At 66.7% G+C, this 15,762-nt stretch carries 18 protein-coding genes; 8 read left to right on the top strand and 10 right to left on the bottom strand.

The window, feature by feature from the left end:
• Positions 1–579, top strand: a 579-nt coding sequence (locus ACV22V_RS11595; protein ID WP_448013927.1) for a hypothetical protein, incomplete at its 5' end; no start/stop codon positions are given.
• Positions 580–912: 333 nt separating this feature from the next.
• Positions 913–1,083 (top strand): hypothetical protein, encoded by a 171-nt coding sequence (locus ACV22V_RS11600; protein ID WP_448013928.1) that lies wholly within the window; start codon positions 913–915, stop codon positions 1,081–1,083.
• Positions 1,084–1,123: 40 nt separating this feature from the next.
• On the opposite strand, the gene ACV22V_RS11605 is transcribed toward ACV22V_RS11600, so the two are convergent.
• On the bottom strand, positions 1,124–2,014 hold the full coding sequence (locus tag ACV22V_RS11605; protein ID WP_448013930.1) for an alpha/beta fold hydrolase: 891 nt from the start codon (positions 2,012–2,014) through the stop codon (positions 1,124–1,126).
• 104 nt (positions 2,015–2,118) lie between these two features.
• On the opposite strand from ACV22V_RS11605, the gene ACV22V_RS11610 reads away from it, so the two are divergent.
• Positions 2,119–3,015: a LysR family transcriptional regulator gene (locus tag ACV22V_RS11610; protein ID WP_448013932.1), complete on the top strand. Its 897-nt coding sequence runs from the start codon at positions 2,119–2,121 to the stop codon at positions 3,013–3,015.
• A gap of 16 nt (positions 3,016–3,031) precedes the next feature.
• Here ACV22V_RS11610 and ACV22V_RS11615 read toward each other — a convergent pair whose 3' ends face one another.
• The 3 genes from ACV22V_RS11615 to ACV22V_RS11625 form a co-directional block, all read right to left on the bottom strand.
• A complete protein-coding gene (locus ACV22V_RS11615) occupies positions 3,032–3,961 on the bottom strand; it encodes a LysR family transcriptional regulator (protein WP_448013933.1) in 930 nt (309 codons plus the stop codon).
• A gap of 179 nt (positions 3,962–4,140) precedes the next feature.
• Entirely contained in the window at positions 4,141–4,914 is a 774-nt protein-coding gene (locus tag ACV22V_RS11620; protein WP_059450952.1) for an SDR family oxidoreductase, read from the bottom strand.
• A 199-nt stretch (positions 4,915–5,113) separates the two neighbouring features.
• Positions 5,114–5,614 carry a DinB family protein gene (locus ACV22V_RS11625; RefSeq protein WP_059692225.1) on the bottom strand — a complete coding sequence of 167 codons (501 nt, stop codon included), beginning with the start codon at positions 5,612–5,614 and terminating at the stop codon, positions 5,114–5,116.
• Positions 5,615–5,832: 218 nt separating this feature from the next.
• On the opposite strand from ACV22V_RS11625, the gene ACV22V_RS11630 reads away from it, so the two are divergent.
• Together ACV22V_RS11630 and ACV22V_RS11635 are read left to right on the top strand one after the other, a co-directional pair.
• A complete protein-coding gene (locus ACV22V_RS11630; protein ID WP_059701872.1) occupies positions 5,833–6,549 on the top strand; it encodes a pseudouridine synthase in 717 nt (238 codons plus the stop codon).
• Between the two features lie 105 nt (positions 6,550–6,654).
• Complete coding sequence (locus ACV22V_RS11635) at positions 6,655–6,843, top strand: hypothetical protein (RefSeq protein ID WP_059527680.1); 189 nt, start codon at positions 6,655–6,657, stop codon at positions 6,841–6,843.
• Here the strand turns inward: ACV22V_RS11635 and ACV22V_RS11640 are convergent.
• Complete coding sequence (locus tag ACV22V_RS11640; protein WP_059692223.1) at positions 6,826–7,863, bottom strand: NAD-dependent epimerase/dehydratase family protein; 1,038 nt, start codon at positions 7,861–7,863, stop codon at positions 6,826–6,828. The genes ACV22V_RS11635 and ACV22V_RS11640 overlap by 18 nt on opposite strands.
• A 105-nt stretch (positions 7,864–7,968) precedes the next feature.
• Between ACV22V_RS11640 and ACV22V_RS11645 the strand changes: the two genes are divergently transcribed.
• The 3 genes from ACV22V_RS11645 to ACV22V_RS11655 all read left to right on the top strand — a co-directional run bounded on the left by ACV22V_RS11645 (position 7,969) and on the right by ACV22V_RS11655 (position 10,948).
• Positions 7,969–9,000, top strand: a complete 1,032-nt coding sequence (locus ACV22V_RS11645) for a CDP-6-deoxy-delta-3,4-glucoseen reductase (protein WP_059527685.1) — start codon at positions 7,969–7,971, stop codon at positions 8,998–9,000.
• 294 nt (positions 9,001–9,294) lie between these two features.
• Positions 9,295–10,479 carry an acetylornithine transaminase gene (locus tag ACV22V_RS11650; protein ID WP_448013935.1) on the top strand — a complete coding sequence of 395 codons (1,185 nt, stop codon included), beginning with the start codon at positions 9,295–9,297 and terminating at the stop codon, positions 10,477–10,479.
• Positions 10,480–10,492: 13 nt separating this feature from the next.
• Positions 10,493–10,948 carry a GNAT family acetyltransferase gene (locus ACV22V_RS11655; protein ID WP_021160763.1) on the top strand — a complete coding sequence of 152 codons (456 nt, stop codon included), beginning with the start codon at positions 10,493–10,495 and terminating at the stop codon, positions 10,946–10,948.
• Positions 10,949–10,964: 16 nt separating this feature from the next.
• On the opposite strand, the gene ACV22V_RS11660 is transcribed toward ACV22V_RS11655, so the two are convergent.
• The 5 genes from ACV22V_RS11660 to ACV22V_RS11680 all read right to left on the bottom strand — a co-directional run bounded on the left by ACV22V_RS11660 (position 10,965) and on the right by ACV22V_RS11680 (position 15,556).
• Complete coding sequence (locus ACV22V_RS11660; protein WP_059527695.1) at positions 10,965–11,636, bottom strand: DUF2278 family protein; 672 nt, start codon at positions 11,634–11,636, stop codon at positions 10,965–10,967.
• A gap of 263 nt (positions 11,637–11,899) precedes the next feature.
• Positions 11,900–12,616 carry an ABC transporter ATP-binding protein gene (locus ACV22V_RS11665; RefSeq protein ID WP_027785191.1) on the bottom strand — a complete coding sequence of 239 codons (717 nt, stop codon included), beginning with the start codon at positions 12,614–12,616 and terminating at the stop codon, positions 11,900–11,902.
• Positions 12,616–13,392 carry an ABC transporter ATP-binding protein gene (locus ACV22V_RS11670; protein WP_011352945.1) on the bottom strand — a complete coding sequence of 259 codons (777 nt, stop codon included), beginning with the start codon at positions 13,390–13,392 and terminating at the stop codon, positions 12,616–12,618. Before ACV22V_RS11670 ends, ACV22V_RS11665 begins: the two co-directional genes overlap by 1 nt.
• Before the next feature lie 24 nt (positions 13,393–13,416).
• Positions 13,417–14,586, bottom strand: a complete 1,170-nt coding sequence (locus tag ACV22V_RS11675) for an ABC transporter permease subunit (RefSeq protein WP_059538404.1) — start codon at positions 14,584–14,586, stop codon at positions 13,417–13,419.
• Positions 14,587–14,605: 19 nt separating this feature from the next.
• Positions 14,606–15,556, bottom strand: a complete 951-nt coding sequence (locus ACV22V_RS11680; RefSeq protein ID WP_059468282.1) for a branched-chain amino acid ABC transporter permease — start codon at positions 15,554–15,556, stop codon at positions 14,606–14,608.
• Positions 15,557–15,762 lie beyond the last annotated feature (206 nt).

Genomic DNA, 15,762 nt, shown 5'->3' on the forward strand with positions numbered 1-15,762 from the left:
CTTGGCTCCAAGATAGACGTTGCCGTAATTCCAATTGAACCGCTCGCAGAGAATAGCGCGGTGCTAGCTGTCAATGACGAGACCGTGAACTTTCGCAATGCTACGGTTGGAGCTGGGACAGACGCCTTTATTCTCGGATATCCGCATGGAATCTCCGGAGGCGCTCACTTCCCGGTATGGAAGCGCGGCAGCATTGCCTCGGAACCCACTGCTAATGTGGACCGACTCCCGAAGATGCTCGTGGATGCCTCTACGCGTCGCGGAATGTCCGGCTCACCAGTATTTGCTCACGTAGAGGGGATGAGCTTTCCCGAGGGTGCCGACCCTGTTGCTGACTTTGGAGAAGCCACCTTTGGGAGCACCTTCCAGTTCATGGGGTGCTATTCGGGCAGCATAGGTCGCGAGCCATTCGAAGCCCAGCTTGGCATCGCGTGGAAGGAAGAAGCGATAACGCACATTATCGACTCCCGGCATGTCGGCCCCCGGTCTGAGGACTTAACCGTCATTGAGGCAGACACGAGGCTGACACATACGTTCTTCGACTGGGACGACTGGGGCGACCTCCCGAATCCGGGTTAGAAATGAACATGTCCGGAGCACAAACTGGCGTGAATTGCATGTTCGGATTTCTTGGCAGAACGTGTGGTAACCTCTGTGGTAACTCTTTAAACCCACCGCAGAAACACGCCTGCCAGATAAGGCTTTGAGGCCCACGGTTCGATTCCTAGAGTCCGGCCCTGGGCACCAGTATTTCGCAGCGTCATGCGCTGCACCTGTCGAAACCCGCGCAAGCTCGCCGCTTCGCGGGTTTTTTGTTTTTGCCGTGCGTTTTTCCCGCGCGCATCGCACGCCGCAACGCGCACCCTCCGCCGACAGTCCAAGCATCAGGACACGCAAGCACGGAGGCCGCTCATGTCCACGCGCGTCGTCTTTTCGAGCCGGATTGGCCGCAGCATGCTCGTCGCGCTGCTGTCGATCGTGCTGGGCGGATGCGATCTGCTCCGCGAGCCGCCCGTGCCCGACTGGCCTGGGCCGCATGCGCCCTACCCGTTCCCGGACAACATTCCGCACCGCACCGAGTGACCGGCTCGACCGACCTCGCCCCAAGGCGCGCGCCGCACGTTCAACCCTGCTCGCAGAACCGCAGGATCGCGTCCGCGACGGCCGCCGGCGCCTCGCGCTGCGGAAAGTGCCCGACACCATCGAGCACGGTTCGCTCATAGCGGCCCGTGAAGAACCGCTCGCGCCCGGCCGAAGTCTCCGGCCCGTTGCAGGTATCCGCGCCGCCGTGCAGCACCAGCGTCGGCACCGACAGCACGGGCGCGGGCGTCAATTGCGCTTCGTCTTCCGCATAGGCGGCCCCGCCGTCGACGAATCCCCAGCGATAACGGTACGAATGCAGCACCACGTCGATCCAGTCCGGCCCGTCGAAGGCAGTCGCCGCCGCGTCGAAGTCGCGCGCGTCGTACCAGCCGGCCGGCGACCACGTGTCCCACATCAGGCGCGCGAACGCACGGCGATCGTCGCGCAGCGCCTGCTCGCCGCGCGGCGTCGCCATGAACCAGTGGTACCAGTAATTGCGCGCCTGCGGCAGCGACAGCGGCTGGGCCGGGTCGTTCGTGCCGTATCCCACCGACAGCATCACCAGATGCGAGGCCGCGCCGTCGCGCAATCCGCACGCGTTCGCAACCGCGCGGGCACCCCAGTCGTGCCCGGCCAGGACCGGCCGTTCGATGCCGAGCACGTCGATGAATTCGAGCAGGTCGCGGCCAAGCGCCGCGAGCTGGCCGCTGCGCGGCGTCGCGGGATCCCGAAAGCGGGTCGGTGCGAAGCCGCGCAGCGCGGGTGCGAGCACGCGGTAGCCGTGCGCGGCCAGCGTTTCGGCCACGGCTTCCCAGCCGACCGGGCTGTCCGGCCAGCCATGCAGCAGCACGGCCACGTGTTCGCCGCGCGGATTCCATTCGAGATAGGCAAGTTCGAGCGACGCGGTGGTCGCATATCGATAAGCGGTCATGTGCACTCCGGGGAATCAGCCTGAATAGCCCATGGTAGACCCGCCTTTCATCACGATTCGCGGCGTATCATCATTCATTCTTCGAATATCGCGTTGAATTACCCATGGAACCGCTGACCGATCCCGCGTCGACCGCGCTCGACATCGCGTTGTTGCGCACCTTCCTCGAAGTCGTCGACAGCCGCGGCTTCGCGCTGGCCGCGGAACGCCTCGCGCTGACGCCGTCCGCGGTCAGCGGCCACATCAAGCGGCTCGAGCAGGCGGCCGGCACGGTGCTGCTCGCGCGCACCACGCGCCGCATCGCGCTCACGCCGGCCGGCGATACGCTGTACGCGTACGCGCGCAACATCGTCGACATGGAGCGCGAAGTGCGCGCCCGGTTGCGCGGCGCGTCGGCGTATGGCCGGCTGCGCGTGGGCGCGTCGGAAGACTTCGCGGGTACGTGGCTGCCGCAGGTGTTGCGCACGTTCCGCGACAGCCATCCGCGCACGTCGATCGAACTGAAGGTCGGCATCACCGCGGCGCTGCTGCGCGAGCAGACGTTGGGCCGGCTCGACGTCGTGTTCGGCAAGCAATGCCGGCAGGTCGATGCGCCGGGCGAACTGCTGTGGGAAGAGCCGCTGGTATGGGCGTTCGCGTCGGATACGCCGCTCGACGCCGAAAGCGACGTGCCGCTCGCGCTGTTTCCGGAGCCATGCGTGTACCGGGAAGCCGCGGTATCCGCGCTCGCGGCCGCACTGCGGCGCTTTCGCGTGCAGTTCGAAAGCGCGAGCATGGCCGGCTGCGTGTCGGCCGCGCTCGCCGGCTTCGCGGTCACGGCGCTCGCGCGCAGCCAATTGCGCGACGGCCTGCGCGCATGCGGGCCGGACGATGGCCTGCCGACGTTGCCGGCCGCACGCTTTTACGCGTTCGCATCGAAGCCCGGCGGTGCCGGCACCGCGCTGATCGACGCGGTGCGGGCCACCGGACGCACGCGGCAGTTCTCGGCACACGCCGACTGAATGCGCGGCGCCCTTTTCAGTCGCCGGCCGCAGCCGCGCCCGTGTCGTTCAGCGCATCCGTCATCAACTCCGCGAACCATTCGACGAACGCGTTGAGCCGTCTCGACCGGTGCCGGCGATGCGGATAGACGGCCGACACGTCCATCGGCGCGGCCCGATGGCCGGGCATCACCTCGACCAGCGCCCCGCTGTCGAGCAGATGCACGACGTCGAAGCGCGGAATCTGGATCAGCCCCATCCCGGCGATGCAGCTCGCGATATAGGTTTCGGCATTGTTGACGATCACGCGGCTCGGCAGCGCCAGTGTGCGGTGCTCGCCGTCCACGGAGTATTCCCAGCCGAGCTCGCGGCCGGTCGTCGGCGACGCATAGCCGATCGCCCAGTGCCCGTGCGCGAGCGCATCGGGGTGCTCGGGCACGCCGCATTCGCGCAGGTAGTCGGGGCTCGCGCAGTTGATCAGCGCGAACTGGCCGAGCGGCCGTACCACGAGGCTGCTGTCCGCGAGCCGCCCGACCCGGATCGCGCAGTCGACGCCCTCCTGCACGAGATCGATCGAGCGGTCCGTCGAGCCGAGCGACAGTTGCAGCTTCGGATAGCGGCGAAACAGCGACGGCAGCGCGGGCGCGATCACGCGGCGCGCGATCCGGCTCGGCGCATCGACGTTCAGTCGCCCGATCACGTCGCGATCGCGGCGCCGGAACAGCCGGTCGAGCTCATCGGCTTCCGCGAGCAGGCGCCGGCCACGCTCCAGCAGCAGCGCGCCGTCGGCCGTCAGCTGCACCTGCCGCGTCGTACGGTGCAACAGGCGCGTGCCGAGCGCGGTCTCGAGCTGCTGGACGGCGGCCGACACCGTCGCGCGCGGCACGTCGAGCGCATGCGCGGCCTTGATGAAGCTGCCCATCTCGGCAACCTGAAGGAAGATTCTGACCTGGTCCAGCTTGTCCATCGGCGGGCGGAAAACGTGGGTTCGGACGACCGTCACCGGCAAGCGCCGCGCCTCGCGGCCGATCCCGGCGGCACAGAAGAAACGGGCGCGCGGCCTCGTGCCCGCGCGCCCGTCCATTGTCCATGCAAACGGTCCATTGCGGGTCGCCGCGCGCACGCGACGACCGCCGGCACGGCCCGTTACTTGGTCGTATAGCCGCCGTTGATCAGGATCGTCTGACCGGTGATCCACCAGCCATCGGTCACGAGATGGCGGATGAACGGCACGACGTCCTCGATGTCGGTGAGGCCCGTCTTGCTGAACGGCGACAGCGCGGCCGCCGTCTTGTGATACGCGACGGCGTCGGCACCTTCGGCCGGATAGAAGAATGGCGTGTCCATCGGGCCCGGCCCGACCGCCGTCACCGAGATGCCGCGCGCGCCGTATTCCTTCGACGCGGCGCGCGTGAAGTGCTCGACGGGCGCCTTCGATCCTTCATAGGCCGCATAGAACGGCGTGAACGCGCCGAGCAGCGACGTCACGAGCGTGACGAGCTTGCCGTGATCCTCGAGGTGCCGCCCCGCTTCCTTGATGAAGAAGAACGCGGACTTGCTGTTCACCGCGAACATTTCGTCGTATTCGGCCTCGGAGATTTCGGTGAACGGCTTCTTCAGCACCTTGCCGACGGTGTTGATCGCGATGTCGATCTTGCCGAAGCGCTGCTTCGCGTCGCCGAACAGCTTCTCGACCGCGGCGGCCGTCGTCAGATCGGCCTGGAACGTCGCGGCTTGCGCGCCGGCCGCGCGCACGGCGGCGGCCGTTTCTTCGGCCTGCGCCTGCGATGCCGCGCTGTTGTAGTGAATCGCCACCGCCTTCGCGCCGTGGCCGGCCAGATCCCGGGCGATCAGGCCGCCGAGATTCTTGGCGCCGCCTGCGATCAGGACGACCTTGTCTGCGAGCGTGTGAGTAGCCACGGTTGACTCCTTTTTGCGTTGGGTGAAGCTAGGAGTGTAGGCACGCACGACGCGCCGGTCAGCCGGGCATGGCTGGATGAATTATCCAGAAAAACGATCCAATCAGGCATCCGAAATGGCGGGCTGCCCCACCGACGCGGGCGGCGAAATCTGCCTGGCCTTGGCGCGACACGTCGCACGGCCACCGCGCACGCGTGAGTCAGCGTGCGTAAAGCGCCGCGTCGATCTTGCCGAGCAGCCACTGCATCCCGGCCAGATGCTGCTGGTCGTGGCTGCACAGATAATGAACGAGGCCGCGCACGGTGAGCGCGCCGTAACCGTCGAACTCGCCGGTGCGTGCAAGCTGCCCGGGCGTCAGGCGCGACACGACGTCGAGCGTCTCGCGCCGCGCGTCGCGGATCGCCGCGAGCACGTCGGACGCGTTCGCGGCGTCGTAGCGGCGCTCGATCGCGAGCGCGTCGCCGTCGACCGACACGAGCAGCGGATGATCCTCATCGAGCATCCGCCTCAACCGCACGTGGTAGCCGTCGATCTCGATGTCGCGCACGTGGCAGAGTTGCCCGAGCGGCGAGAAGTGCTCGCTCGGGATGCCGTTCCAGTCGTCGGGGGTCCAGCGTGCATAGCCGTCCGGCACGGCGGCAAAATGGGCTTCGAGCTGGCGGGGAAAATCGGCGAGTGCATCGAGCGTCGTCGGATTCATGCGGCAAACTCCGTGTCGGGTGAAGACGGCAACAGCCCTGTCACGGACCCGCCGCCGCGGTGGCACTGCTTCACGCTGGAGCCGTACGTACCTTGCGTGCGATGTCCACTTTCCATGAAGAAGGAACGTGCCCCGCGTCGCGCCCAGCGCTCCGCAGCTTACCAGCGCGGGCGAGTTCGTGCCGGCGCCGGCGCGCCGCTTGATAGAATGCGCGCGCTATGGATCTCGAAAGCATTCTCTACACGCAGGGCTTCGGCTCGCGCCGCCAGTGCCGCGGCCTGATCGAAACGGGCCGCGTCACCGTCGCGGGCGCGAGCGCGACCGATCCCGACGCGTCGTTCGACACCGACGGCCTCGTGTTCACGGTCGACGACACCGCCTGGCCGTTCCACGCCCGCGCGTATCTCGCGCTCAACAAGCCGGCCGGCTACGAATGTTCGCGCGACCCGCAACACCACGCCAGCGTGTTCAGCCTGCTACCCGCGCCGCTCGTCGCACGTGGCGTGCAGTGCGTCGGCCGCCTCGACCAGGACACGACGGGCCTGCTGCTGCTGTCCGACGACGGCCAGTTCGTGCATGCGTACACGTCTCCGAAGCGCAAGGTGCCGAAGACCTACGTCGCGACCGTGCGCCACCCGCTCGACGATGCCCAACTGGATGCGCTGCGCGCCGGCGTGCAGCTCCACGGCGAGCCGAAGCCGATCGCGGCGGTCGCCGCCGACGCGCGCGACACGCACGCGCTCGCGCTGACCGTCCTCGAAGGCAAATATCATCAAGTGAAACGCATGGTCGCCGCGGCCAGCAACCGCGTCGAGGCGCTGCACCGCGAAAGCATCGGCGGTTTCACGCTGCCGGACGACCTGGCGCCGGGCGCATGGCGCTGGCTCGGGGAAGACGACCTTTCAGCCCTGCGCAATTCCGTCAAAACCCTGTAAGGGAAAATCCGCACGATCGTTCGGTGTCCGGCCGCGTCGCGGCCGCACGATCCCCCGCTATACTGAAATCACAAGCTGTACGAGCAGCAATGCAGGGGAGACATCATGAACATCAACCATTCTTTCGAACTGTCGTACGTGACGATCGCCTTCGCGGTCGTGGGTGCCATCGTGATCGGCGGGCTGCTGGCCACGATGCACATGAAGCACAAATATCATCCGAACCTGATCGGCGCGCTGATCGGCGCGTTGCTGTGCTTCCTGCTGATCGAGGCGTTACCGGCGCTCACCTGACGCGCCGCGCGGCGCGAGCGTTTGAAGGAATTCGTCTACGGTCGGATAGCGCAACGTCACGCACAATTCGGCCTTGAGCCGCGCATTCGACAGGCGCCGCGACTCGCGCATGAACGACAGAAGCGTCGGTTCGAGCCGATGTTCGGCGTCCGCGCGACTGATCCGCGGCGGCAGCGGCAGGCCGAACACCTGCGCGACCCGGTCGAAATACTCTCCCATCCGCAGTTCGCTGTCGTCCGACGCGTGCACGGCGCGCGCCGGCTTGCCGCGCACGGCCGCGCGCCGCAGGATCGCCGCGAGATCGTCCGCGTGGATATGGTTCGTGTAGACGTCGTCGGCCGCGTCGAGCGCCGGCGTGCCGCGCTCGAGCCGCGCGAGCGGCAGCCGGTTCGCCGCGTAGATGCCGGGAATGCGCACGATGCGCGCGGACAGCACGCCGCGCACCGTCGCCGCGCGCAACTGACGCTCGGCCGACACGCGCCGGAACGCGCGCGGATTCGCGGGGCGCAGCGGCTGCGTCTCGTCGATTCGCGCCCCGCCGCAATCGCCGTATACGCCCGTCGTGCTGGCGTAGACGAGCGTCGGCGCGCGAAGGGCGTCGGGTACAATACGCGCTGCCCGCGCCGGCACGCCGGCCTGCCGGGTCGCGGCACGCAGCGTGCGGAGCCGGCCGACCGGCGACACCGGCGGTGCGGATGGCCGCCGTGCAGGCACGGACAATGCGGCGATCAGCGCGCGGGTGCGGCGATCGTCGCGGCCGTCGGATTGCGGCGGCGCGAGATGCAGGATCGTGCGGGCGAGCCCCGCGATACGTCCGAGCGTCGCGCGGCGATCGAGGTCGCCGACGATCGGCGTCGCGCCTGCCGCGCGCAATTCGTCGCAGCGGCCCGGATGGCTCGTCAGCGCGACGATGCGCAGGTTGCGGCGCGCGGCGCGCCATTGCGCGACGCAACGCAGGCCGACGTCGCCGCAGCCGACGATCAGTGCGCGCGGCCGGCGCAGGATTCGAGTCGCGATCATGATGGTTGCGAAATCAGTAGCCACCGTTGCGCGGCGCGCAACGGGTTTGCATTGTAGCTGCCGTGCCGACATGCACGGTCCCCACATTTTGTTCTATTTGGTTCTATGGCATTCAACGTTACTCTCAAGCAAAGCGGCCGGCAGTTCCAGGTCGAGTCGGACGAAACCGTGCTGGCGGCGGCGCTGCGCCAGAACGTCCACCTGCCGTACGGATGCAAGAACGGCGCGTGCGGCTCCTGCAAGGGCCAGATCGTGTCGGGCCAGATCGAACAGGGCCCGCACGCCGCGTCGGCGCTGTCCAACGACGAACGCACGCGCGGCCTCGCGCTGCTCTGCTGTTCGAAGGCGCAATGCGACCTCGAGATCGACGTGCGTGAAATCGCCGGCGTCGACGGCGTGCAGGTGAAGAAGCTGCCGTGCCGGATCGCCGCGCTCGAGCGCCGCGCCGACGACGTGATGGTCGTGAAGCTGCAGTTGCCCGCCAACGAGCGCCTGCAATACCTCGCGGGCCAGTACGTCGAGTTCATCCTGAAGGACGGCTCGCGCCGCAGCTACTCGATGGCGAATGCGCCGCACGAGGAAGGCCCGATCGAGCTGCACATCCGCCACATGCCGGGCGGCAAGTTCACCGACCATGTGTTCGGCGCGATGAAGGAGCGCGACATCCTGCGCTTCGAAGGCCCGCTCGGCACGTTCTTCCTGCGCGAGGATTCCGACAAGCCGATCGTGCTGCTCGCGTCGGGCACCGGCTTCGCGCCGATCAAGGCGATCATCGAGCACGTCAGGCATTCCGGCATCACGCGCCCGATGACGCTCTATTGGGGCGCACGCCGCAAGAAGGACATCTACCTCGGCGAGCTCGCCGAGCAATGGGCGCGCGAGATCCCGAACTTCAAGTACGTGCCGGTGCTGTCCGAGCCGGACGACGCCGACCAGTGGACGGGCCGCACCGGCTTCGTCCACCGCGCGGTGATCGAGGACCTGCCCGATCTGTCGGGCCACCAGGTGTACGCGTGCGGCGCGCCGGTGATGGTCGAATCCGCGCAGCGCGACTTCACGCAGCACCACGCGCTGCCGGCCGACGAGTTCTACGCGGACTCGTTCACGAGCGCCGCCGATCTCGCGCACCCGGTCTGAGCACTGGGCGCGCCCGCGTCCCCGCTGGGCGCCGCCGTGTCACATCCGTGGCATCGCGGCGGTTTACAGTGGGGCGCGGGATGCCTTATGCTTGCGCACATGAACCGCTTCCTGTCCGCTCTCCGACGTCGCCGCTCGCCGCTCCGCCCGGATGCCGCCGGCTCGTCACGGACTCGCGCGTAACCCTCCCTCCGCTTCACCGGTTACGCACAAGCTGTTCGACCTACCAGCCACGGCCTTCCGTGGCTTTTTTATTGCCCGTTTCCCTTTCAACGTCCGCTGGAGTCTGCTGTCATGTCCCTGAACGATTACCCGATCGACTCGCTGATGTACATCACGAACCGCCCCGACATCGTGTTTACGCACGGCAAGGGTTCGTGGCTCTACGATCACACCGGCAAGCGCTATCTGGACTTCATTCAGGGCTGGGCCGTCAACAGTCTCGGCCACTGCAACGACGGCATCGTCGAAGCGCTGAAGACGCAGGCCGAGAAGCTGCTGAACCCGTCGCCCGCGTTCTACAACGAACCGATGGCGAAGCTCGCGGGGCTGCTGACGCAGCACAGCGTGTTCGACAAGGTGTTCTTCACGAACAGCGGCGCGGAAGCGAACGAAGGCGCGATCAAGCTCGCGCGCAAATGGGGCCGCAAGTTCAAGAACGGTGCGTACGAGATCATCACGTTCGATCACAGCTTCCACGGCCGCACGCTCGCGACGATGTCGGCCAGCGGCAAGCCGGGCTGGGACACGATCTACGCACCGCAGGTGCCGGGCTTCCCGAAGGCCGAGCTGAACGACATCAACTCGGTCGAGAAGCTGATCACCGACAAGACCGTCGCGGTGATGCTCGAGCCGATCCAGGGCGAAGGCGGCGTGATTCCGGCGACGCGTGAATTCATGCAGGCGCTGCGTGCGCTGACGAAGCAGCACGACCTGCTGCTGATCGTCGACGAAGTGCAGAGCGGCTGCGGCCGCGCGGGCACGCTGTTCGCGTACGAGCTGTCCGGCATCGAGCCGGACATCATGACGCTCGCGAAGGGCATCGGCGGCGGCGCACCGCTCGGCGCGCTGCTGTCGAAGGCCGACGTCGCGGTGTTCGAGGCCGGCGACCAGGGCGGCACGTACAACGGCAACCCGCTGATGACGGCGGTCGGCCATTCGGTGATCTCGCAACTCGTCGCGCCCGGCTTCCTCGAAGGCGTGCGCGCGCGCGGCGAATACCTGAAGCGCAAGCTGCTCGAGCTGTCGGAGGAGCGCGGTTTCGAGGGCGAACGCGGCGAAGGCCTGCTGCGCGCGCTGCTGCTCGGCAAGGACATCGGCCCGCAGATCGTCGAGAAGGCCCGCGACATGCAGCCCGACGGCCTGCTGCTGAACGCGGCGCGCCCGAACCTGCTGCGCTTCATGCCCGCGCTGAACGTCACGACCGAAGAAATCGACCAGATGATGTCGATGCTGCGGTCGATCCTCGACACGCTCTGAGGAGACCGCCGCGATGGATGCCGCCGCCGATGCTGTCGCTATCCGCCCGTTCGAACGCGCCGACACCGACGCCGTGCTCGCGGTCTGGCGCGACGCGTTCCCGCAGTACGACGAAGCCGGCGCGCCGCCGCACCGCGATCCGCTGCGATCGATCGAGCTGAAGCTCGCGACGCAGCCGGAACTGTTCTTCGTCGCGACCAGCGGCGCGCGGGTCGTCGGCACGCTGATGGCGGGTTTCGACGGACATCGCGGCTGGCTCTACTCGTTCGGCGTGTCGAACGATGCACGGCGACTCGGCATCGGCCGCGCGCTGATCGCGCATGCGGAACGCGCGCTCGCCGCGCGCGGCTGCCTGAAGATCAATCTGCAGGTGCTGCCCGGCAACGACGATGCGTGCCGCTTCTATGCGGCGCTCGGCTATCGCGTCGAGGAACGCATTTCGTTCGGCAAGACGCTGCCGGCCGCCTGACGCCGGCAGCCCCCCATCAGCGCGTGATCGGCCCCGCGTCCGGCAGCGGATTGCCGAGCGCGTCGGTCGGCACGGCCTGCTGCTCGAACGCCGCGAAATACGCGGCCCACTGCGACTCGCTCACGCGCACGATCAGCGCGCCGTCCTGCCAGACGTCGTTGTGATCGTTGTGGTCGTCGCCCGCGCGGTGCAGATAGTGCGAGCCCGTCGACCCCTGGTTCATGTGCGTGTCGTGAATGCCGTTGCCTTCCGAATACGTGCGGCCGAACACGACGACGTCGAGCCCCTGCGACTGCGCGGCGTTGACGAGCCGCAGCAGCGACGGGATCGGCTCCGCGTTCTCGGTACCGTCCATCACCGCGCTGGCGCGCCATGCGCCAGTCTCGTTCAGGATGTCGCTGCGCAGATAGTCGAGCGCCGGCAGCGCGGTTTGCCCGGTGAGATCGGTGTAGCCTTCGGCCGCGGCCGCGAGCGTCGCCGTGACCGGATGATGGAAATCGTAGACGAGCTTGTAGTTCAGCAAGTCGTCCGCGTCGTTGGTGCCGACGTTGATCGCGACGTCCCAGTCGCCCGTCGGCAGTGCGAGTGTCAGATGGATGTGATACTGGATCTCGCTGCCGTGCGGCGAGCCCTTCAGCTGCGCCACCGACGTCACCTTCGCCTTCACGAAACCGTAGTCCAGACTCATGCGCGCTCTCCGTGTCCCGATGGATCGACCATGCTACGCAGCCCGCGTGTCGGTTTGCGGACGGCCGGTTGCGGACGGCCGGTTGCCGCGTCCCGCGCCGCATGGTCGGCGTCACCGCCGAATGAATGGAGTCGCCTCCGCATGCACAAGTTCGCCACCGGGCGCGCCGCACGAAAAAAAAGCTGCCACGGCATCCCGTGACAGCTTTTCGAAAGCCCTTGCGCGGCACGCCGGCATCCGCCGCCGCGCCGCACCGGCCTCGCTCATTCACCCAGATACGCGGCCCGCACCTTCGGATCGTCGAGCATCTGCTTCGCGTCGCCTTCCATCGTGACCGTGCCCGAGTCCATCACATAACCGCGGTCGGCCGCCTGCAGCGCGAGGCGGGCGTTCTGCTCGACCAGCAGCACCGTGATGCCCTCCTTCGAGATCTCGCGCACCACTTCGAAGATCTTCTCGACCATGATCGGCGACAAGCCCATCGACGGCTCGTCGAGCAGCAGCAGCTTCGGCTTCGACAGGATCGCGCGCGACATCGCCAGCATCTGCTGCTCGCCGCCCGACAGCGTGCCCGCGAGCTGCGTCGCACGCTCCTTCAGACGCGGGAAGAAGCCGAACATCCGGTCGACGTCCTTCTTGATCTGCTCCTTGTCGTTGCGCAGATACGCGCCCATCTGCATGTTCTCGATGATCGACATCCGCGCGAAGATCCCGCGGCCTTCCGGCACCATCGCGAGGCCGCGCTTGAGCAGTTCGTGCGACGGCACGCCCTTGATCGACTTGCCGTCGTACTCGATGTCGCCCGCCGAGTACGGCTTGAGACCCGTGATCGCCTTCATCGTCGTGGTCTTGCCGGCACCGTTCGCGCCGATCAGCGTCACGAGCTCGCCCTGGCGGACTTCCATGTCAACGCCCTTGACGGCCTGGATACCGCCGTAGTTGACCTGCAAGCCCTTGATTTTCAACATTGCCGCTGCCATCAGTGCACCCCTGCGCCGAGATATGCCTCAATCACCTTCGGATTCTTCTGCACGTCCTGCGGCAGACCCTCGGCGATCACCTTGCCGTAATCGAGCACCGTCATCCGGTTGCACAGTCCCATCACGAGCTTCACGTCGTGCTCGATCAGCAGAATCGTGCGGCCGTCCGAGCGGATCTTGTCGAGCAGGCGCGTGAGTTCGACCTTCTCGGTCGCGTTCATCCCGGCCGCCGGCTCGTCGAGCGCGAGCAGCTTCGGGTCGGTCGCCAGCGCGCGGGCGATTTCCAGCCGGCGCTGGTGGCCGTACGACAGGTTGCGCGACGTGTAGTCCGCGTACTGCAGCACGCCGACGTATTCGAGCAGCTCGATCGCGCGTTCCTTGATCTCGCGCTCTTCCTGGCGTTCGGCCGGCGTCTGGAACACCGCGCCGAGCAGCCCGTGCTTGGTGCGCACGTGGCGGCCCACCATCACGTTCTCCAGCGCGGTCATCCCGCCGAACAGGCGAATGTTCTGGAACGTGCGCGCGATGCCCGTCTTCGCGACCTGATGCACCGCGGTCGGCTTGTATTCCGTGCCGTCGAGCTTGAACTCGCCGGAGTCCGGCGTGTAGAGGCCCGTGATCACGTTGAAGAACGTGGTCTTGCCGGCGCCGTTCGGGCCGATCAGGCCGTAGATCTCGCCTTCCTTGATCTCGAGGCCGACGTCGGACAGTGCCTGCAAGCCGCCGAAGCGCTTGTTCACGCCTTTGACGGACAGTCGGATTTGCTTGTCGCTCATGTGTGATATCCCCTTGTCCGTTGGTTAAGCGCGCACCGGCTTCTTGCTGTTGCGCTTCGCCAGTTTCGCGATCTTGTCCTCATGCTTCGGCGCCGGCCACAGGCCTTCCGAGCGATACAGCATGATGATCACCATCGCGAGGCCGTACAGCGCCTGACGGATCACTTCGGTATCGACGATGTCGTGACCGAAGATCGCATGCTGCAGCGGGCTCATCGTCGAACGCAGGAATTCCGGGAAGATCGCGAGCAGCACCGCGCCCAGGATCACGCCGGGGATGTGGCCCATGCCGCCGAGCACCACGCAGGCGAGCACGACGATCGATTCCCAGAACGTGAACGACTCGGGCGACACGAAGCCCTGGAACGCACCGAACATCGCGCCCGACAGGCCGCCGAACGACGCGCCCATCGCGAACGCGAGCAGCTTCACGTTACGGGTATTGATGCCCATTGCCTTCGCGGCGATTTCGTCTTCGCGGATCGCGGCCCATGCACGGCCGATACGCGAGTGCTGCAGGCGCGTACAGACCCAGATCACCAGCAGCGCGCAGAGCACGAACAGGTAGTAGTACATGTAGACCGACGGCAGCTGGAAGCCGAAGATCGAGTGCGTCTGCGACAGGTTGAAGCCGCCGACGTGCACCGGATCGATGCCCGTGATCCCCTTCGGGCCGTTGGTGATGTTCACCGGACGGTCGAGGTTGTTCATGAAGATCCGGACGATTTCACCGAAGCCGAGCGTCACGATCGCCAGGTAGTCGCCGCGCAGGCGCAGCGTCGGCGCGCCGAGCAGGATCCCGAAGGTCGCCGCCAGCGCCATCGCGATCGGCACGATGATCAGGAACGGGATGTGCAGGCCGTTCGGCGCGAGCGCCGCGATCCACTCGAACTGCGAGGTCAGGTGCGGCGAGCTCAGCAGCGCCGCCGTGTACGCGCCCACCGCGTAGAACGCGATGTAGCCCAGGTCGAGCAGGCCGGCGAAGCCGACCACCACGTTCAGACCCAGCGCGAGCATCACGTACAGCATCGCGAAGTCGAGCACGCGGACCCAGTAGTTGCCGCCTGCCGAGCCGATGATGATCGGCGCCGCGATCACGAAGGCCGCGGTCAGGATGCCGATGATGACGGTCTTGGCCGTGTTGCGCTCTTCGACGAGCGACGTCGAGGATTCGATCGGTTGAATGGATGTCATGTTGTTTGCTCCCCTTCCGTTACGCGCGGTCCGCGACACGTTCACCCAGCAGGCCCGACGGACGGAACACCAGCACGATGATCAGCACGATGAATGCGAACACGTCCTGGTAGTTACTGCCGAATACGCCGCCCGTGAGGTTGCCGATGTAACCCGCGCCGAGCTGCTCGATCAGGCCGAGCACCACGCCGCCGACCATCGCGCCGCCGAGGTTGCCGATCCCGCCGAGCACCGCCGCCGTGAATGCCTTCATGCCGGGGATGAAGCCCATGTAGAAGTGCACGTTGCCGTATTCGGACGCGATCATCACGCCGGCCAGCGCGGCGAGCGCGGAGCCGATCATGAACGTCGCCGAAATCACGAAGTTCGGGTTCACGCCCATCAGGCTCGCGGTGTTCGGGCTTTCGGCGATCGCACGCATCGCGCGGCCGAGCTTGGTCTTGTGCACGAGCAGCAGGAGGCCCGCCATCACGATGAACGCCACCGCGATGATCACGATTTCAGTCACCGAGATCACGGCGCCGGGCGTCGTGTCGGTCGCCTTGATCACGTTGATCGGATCGGTCGGCAGCAATTGCGGGAACGGCAGCGGGTTGCGCGACCAGATGATCATCGCGGCCGTCTGCAGCAGGATCGACACGCCGATCGCGGTGATCAGCGGGGCGAGACGCGGCGCACGGCGCAGCGGCCGGTACGCGACACGTTCGATCGTGTAGCCCACGCACGCGCAGACGACGGCGGCGATGCCAAGGCCGATCGTCAGCGTCGCGACGTTGCCGAGTCCGGGGAAATGGTTCTGCAGCACGGTGATCGCCGACAGGGCGACCATCGCGCCGATCATCAGCACGTCGCCGTGCGCGAAGTTGATGATGCCGAGAATGCCGTACACCATCGTGTAACCCAACGCGATGATGGCGTACACACTGCCGAGCACCAGCCCGTTGAGGATCTGCTGGATGAAAATATCCATTTAAAGCTCCTTGGCCCATGCTGCCGGAGGACGTTGCGCCCCGCGGGTAAGCGAGGAATCGCGCCTTCTCGGCGACACTGCGGGTACTAGTCGATACCGGTAAGGGTGGATCGTCCCGGCGCGCGCCGCCCGGCCTGTACGGCCGGACCTGCCGCCGGAGCGGATACAGAAACGGCACCGCACTGTTCCGGTGCCATCGTGAGTCC

The organism is Burkholderia sp. AW33-5, from assembly GCF_053427615.1.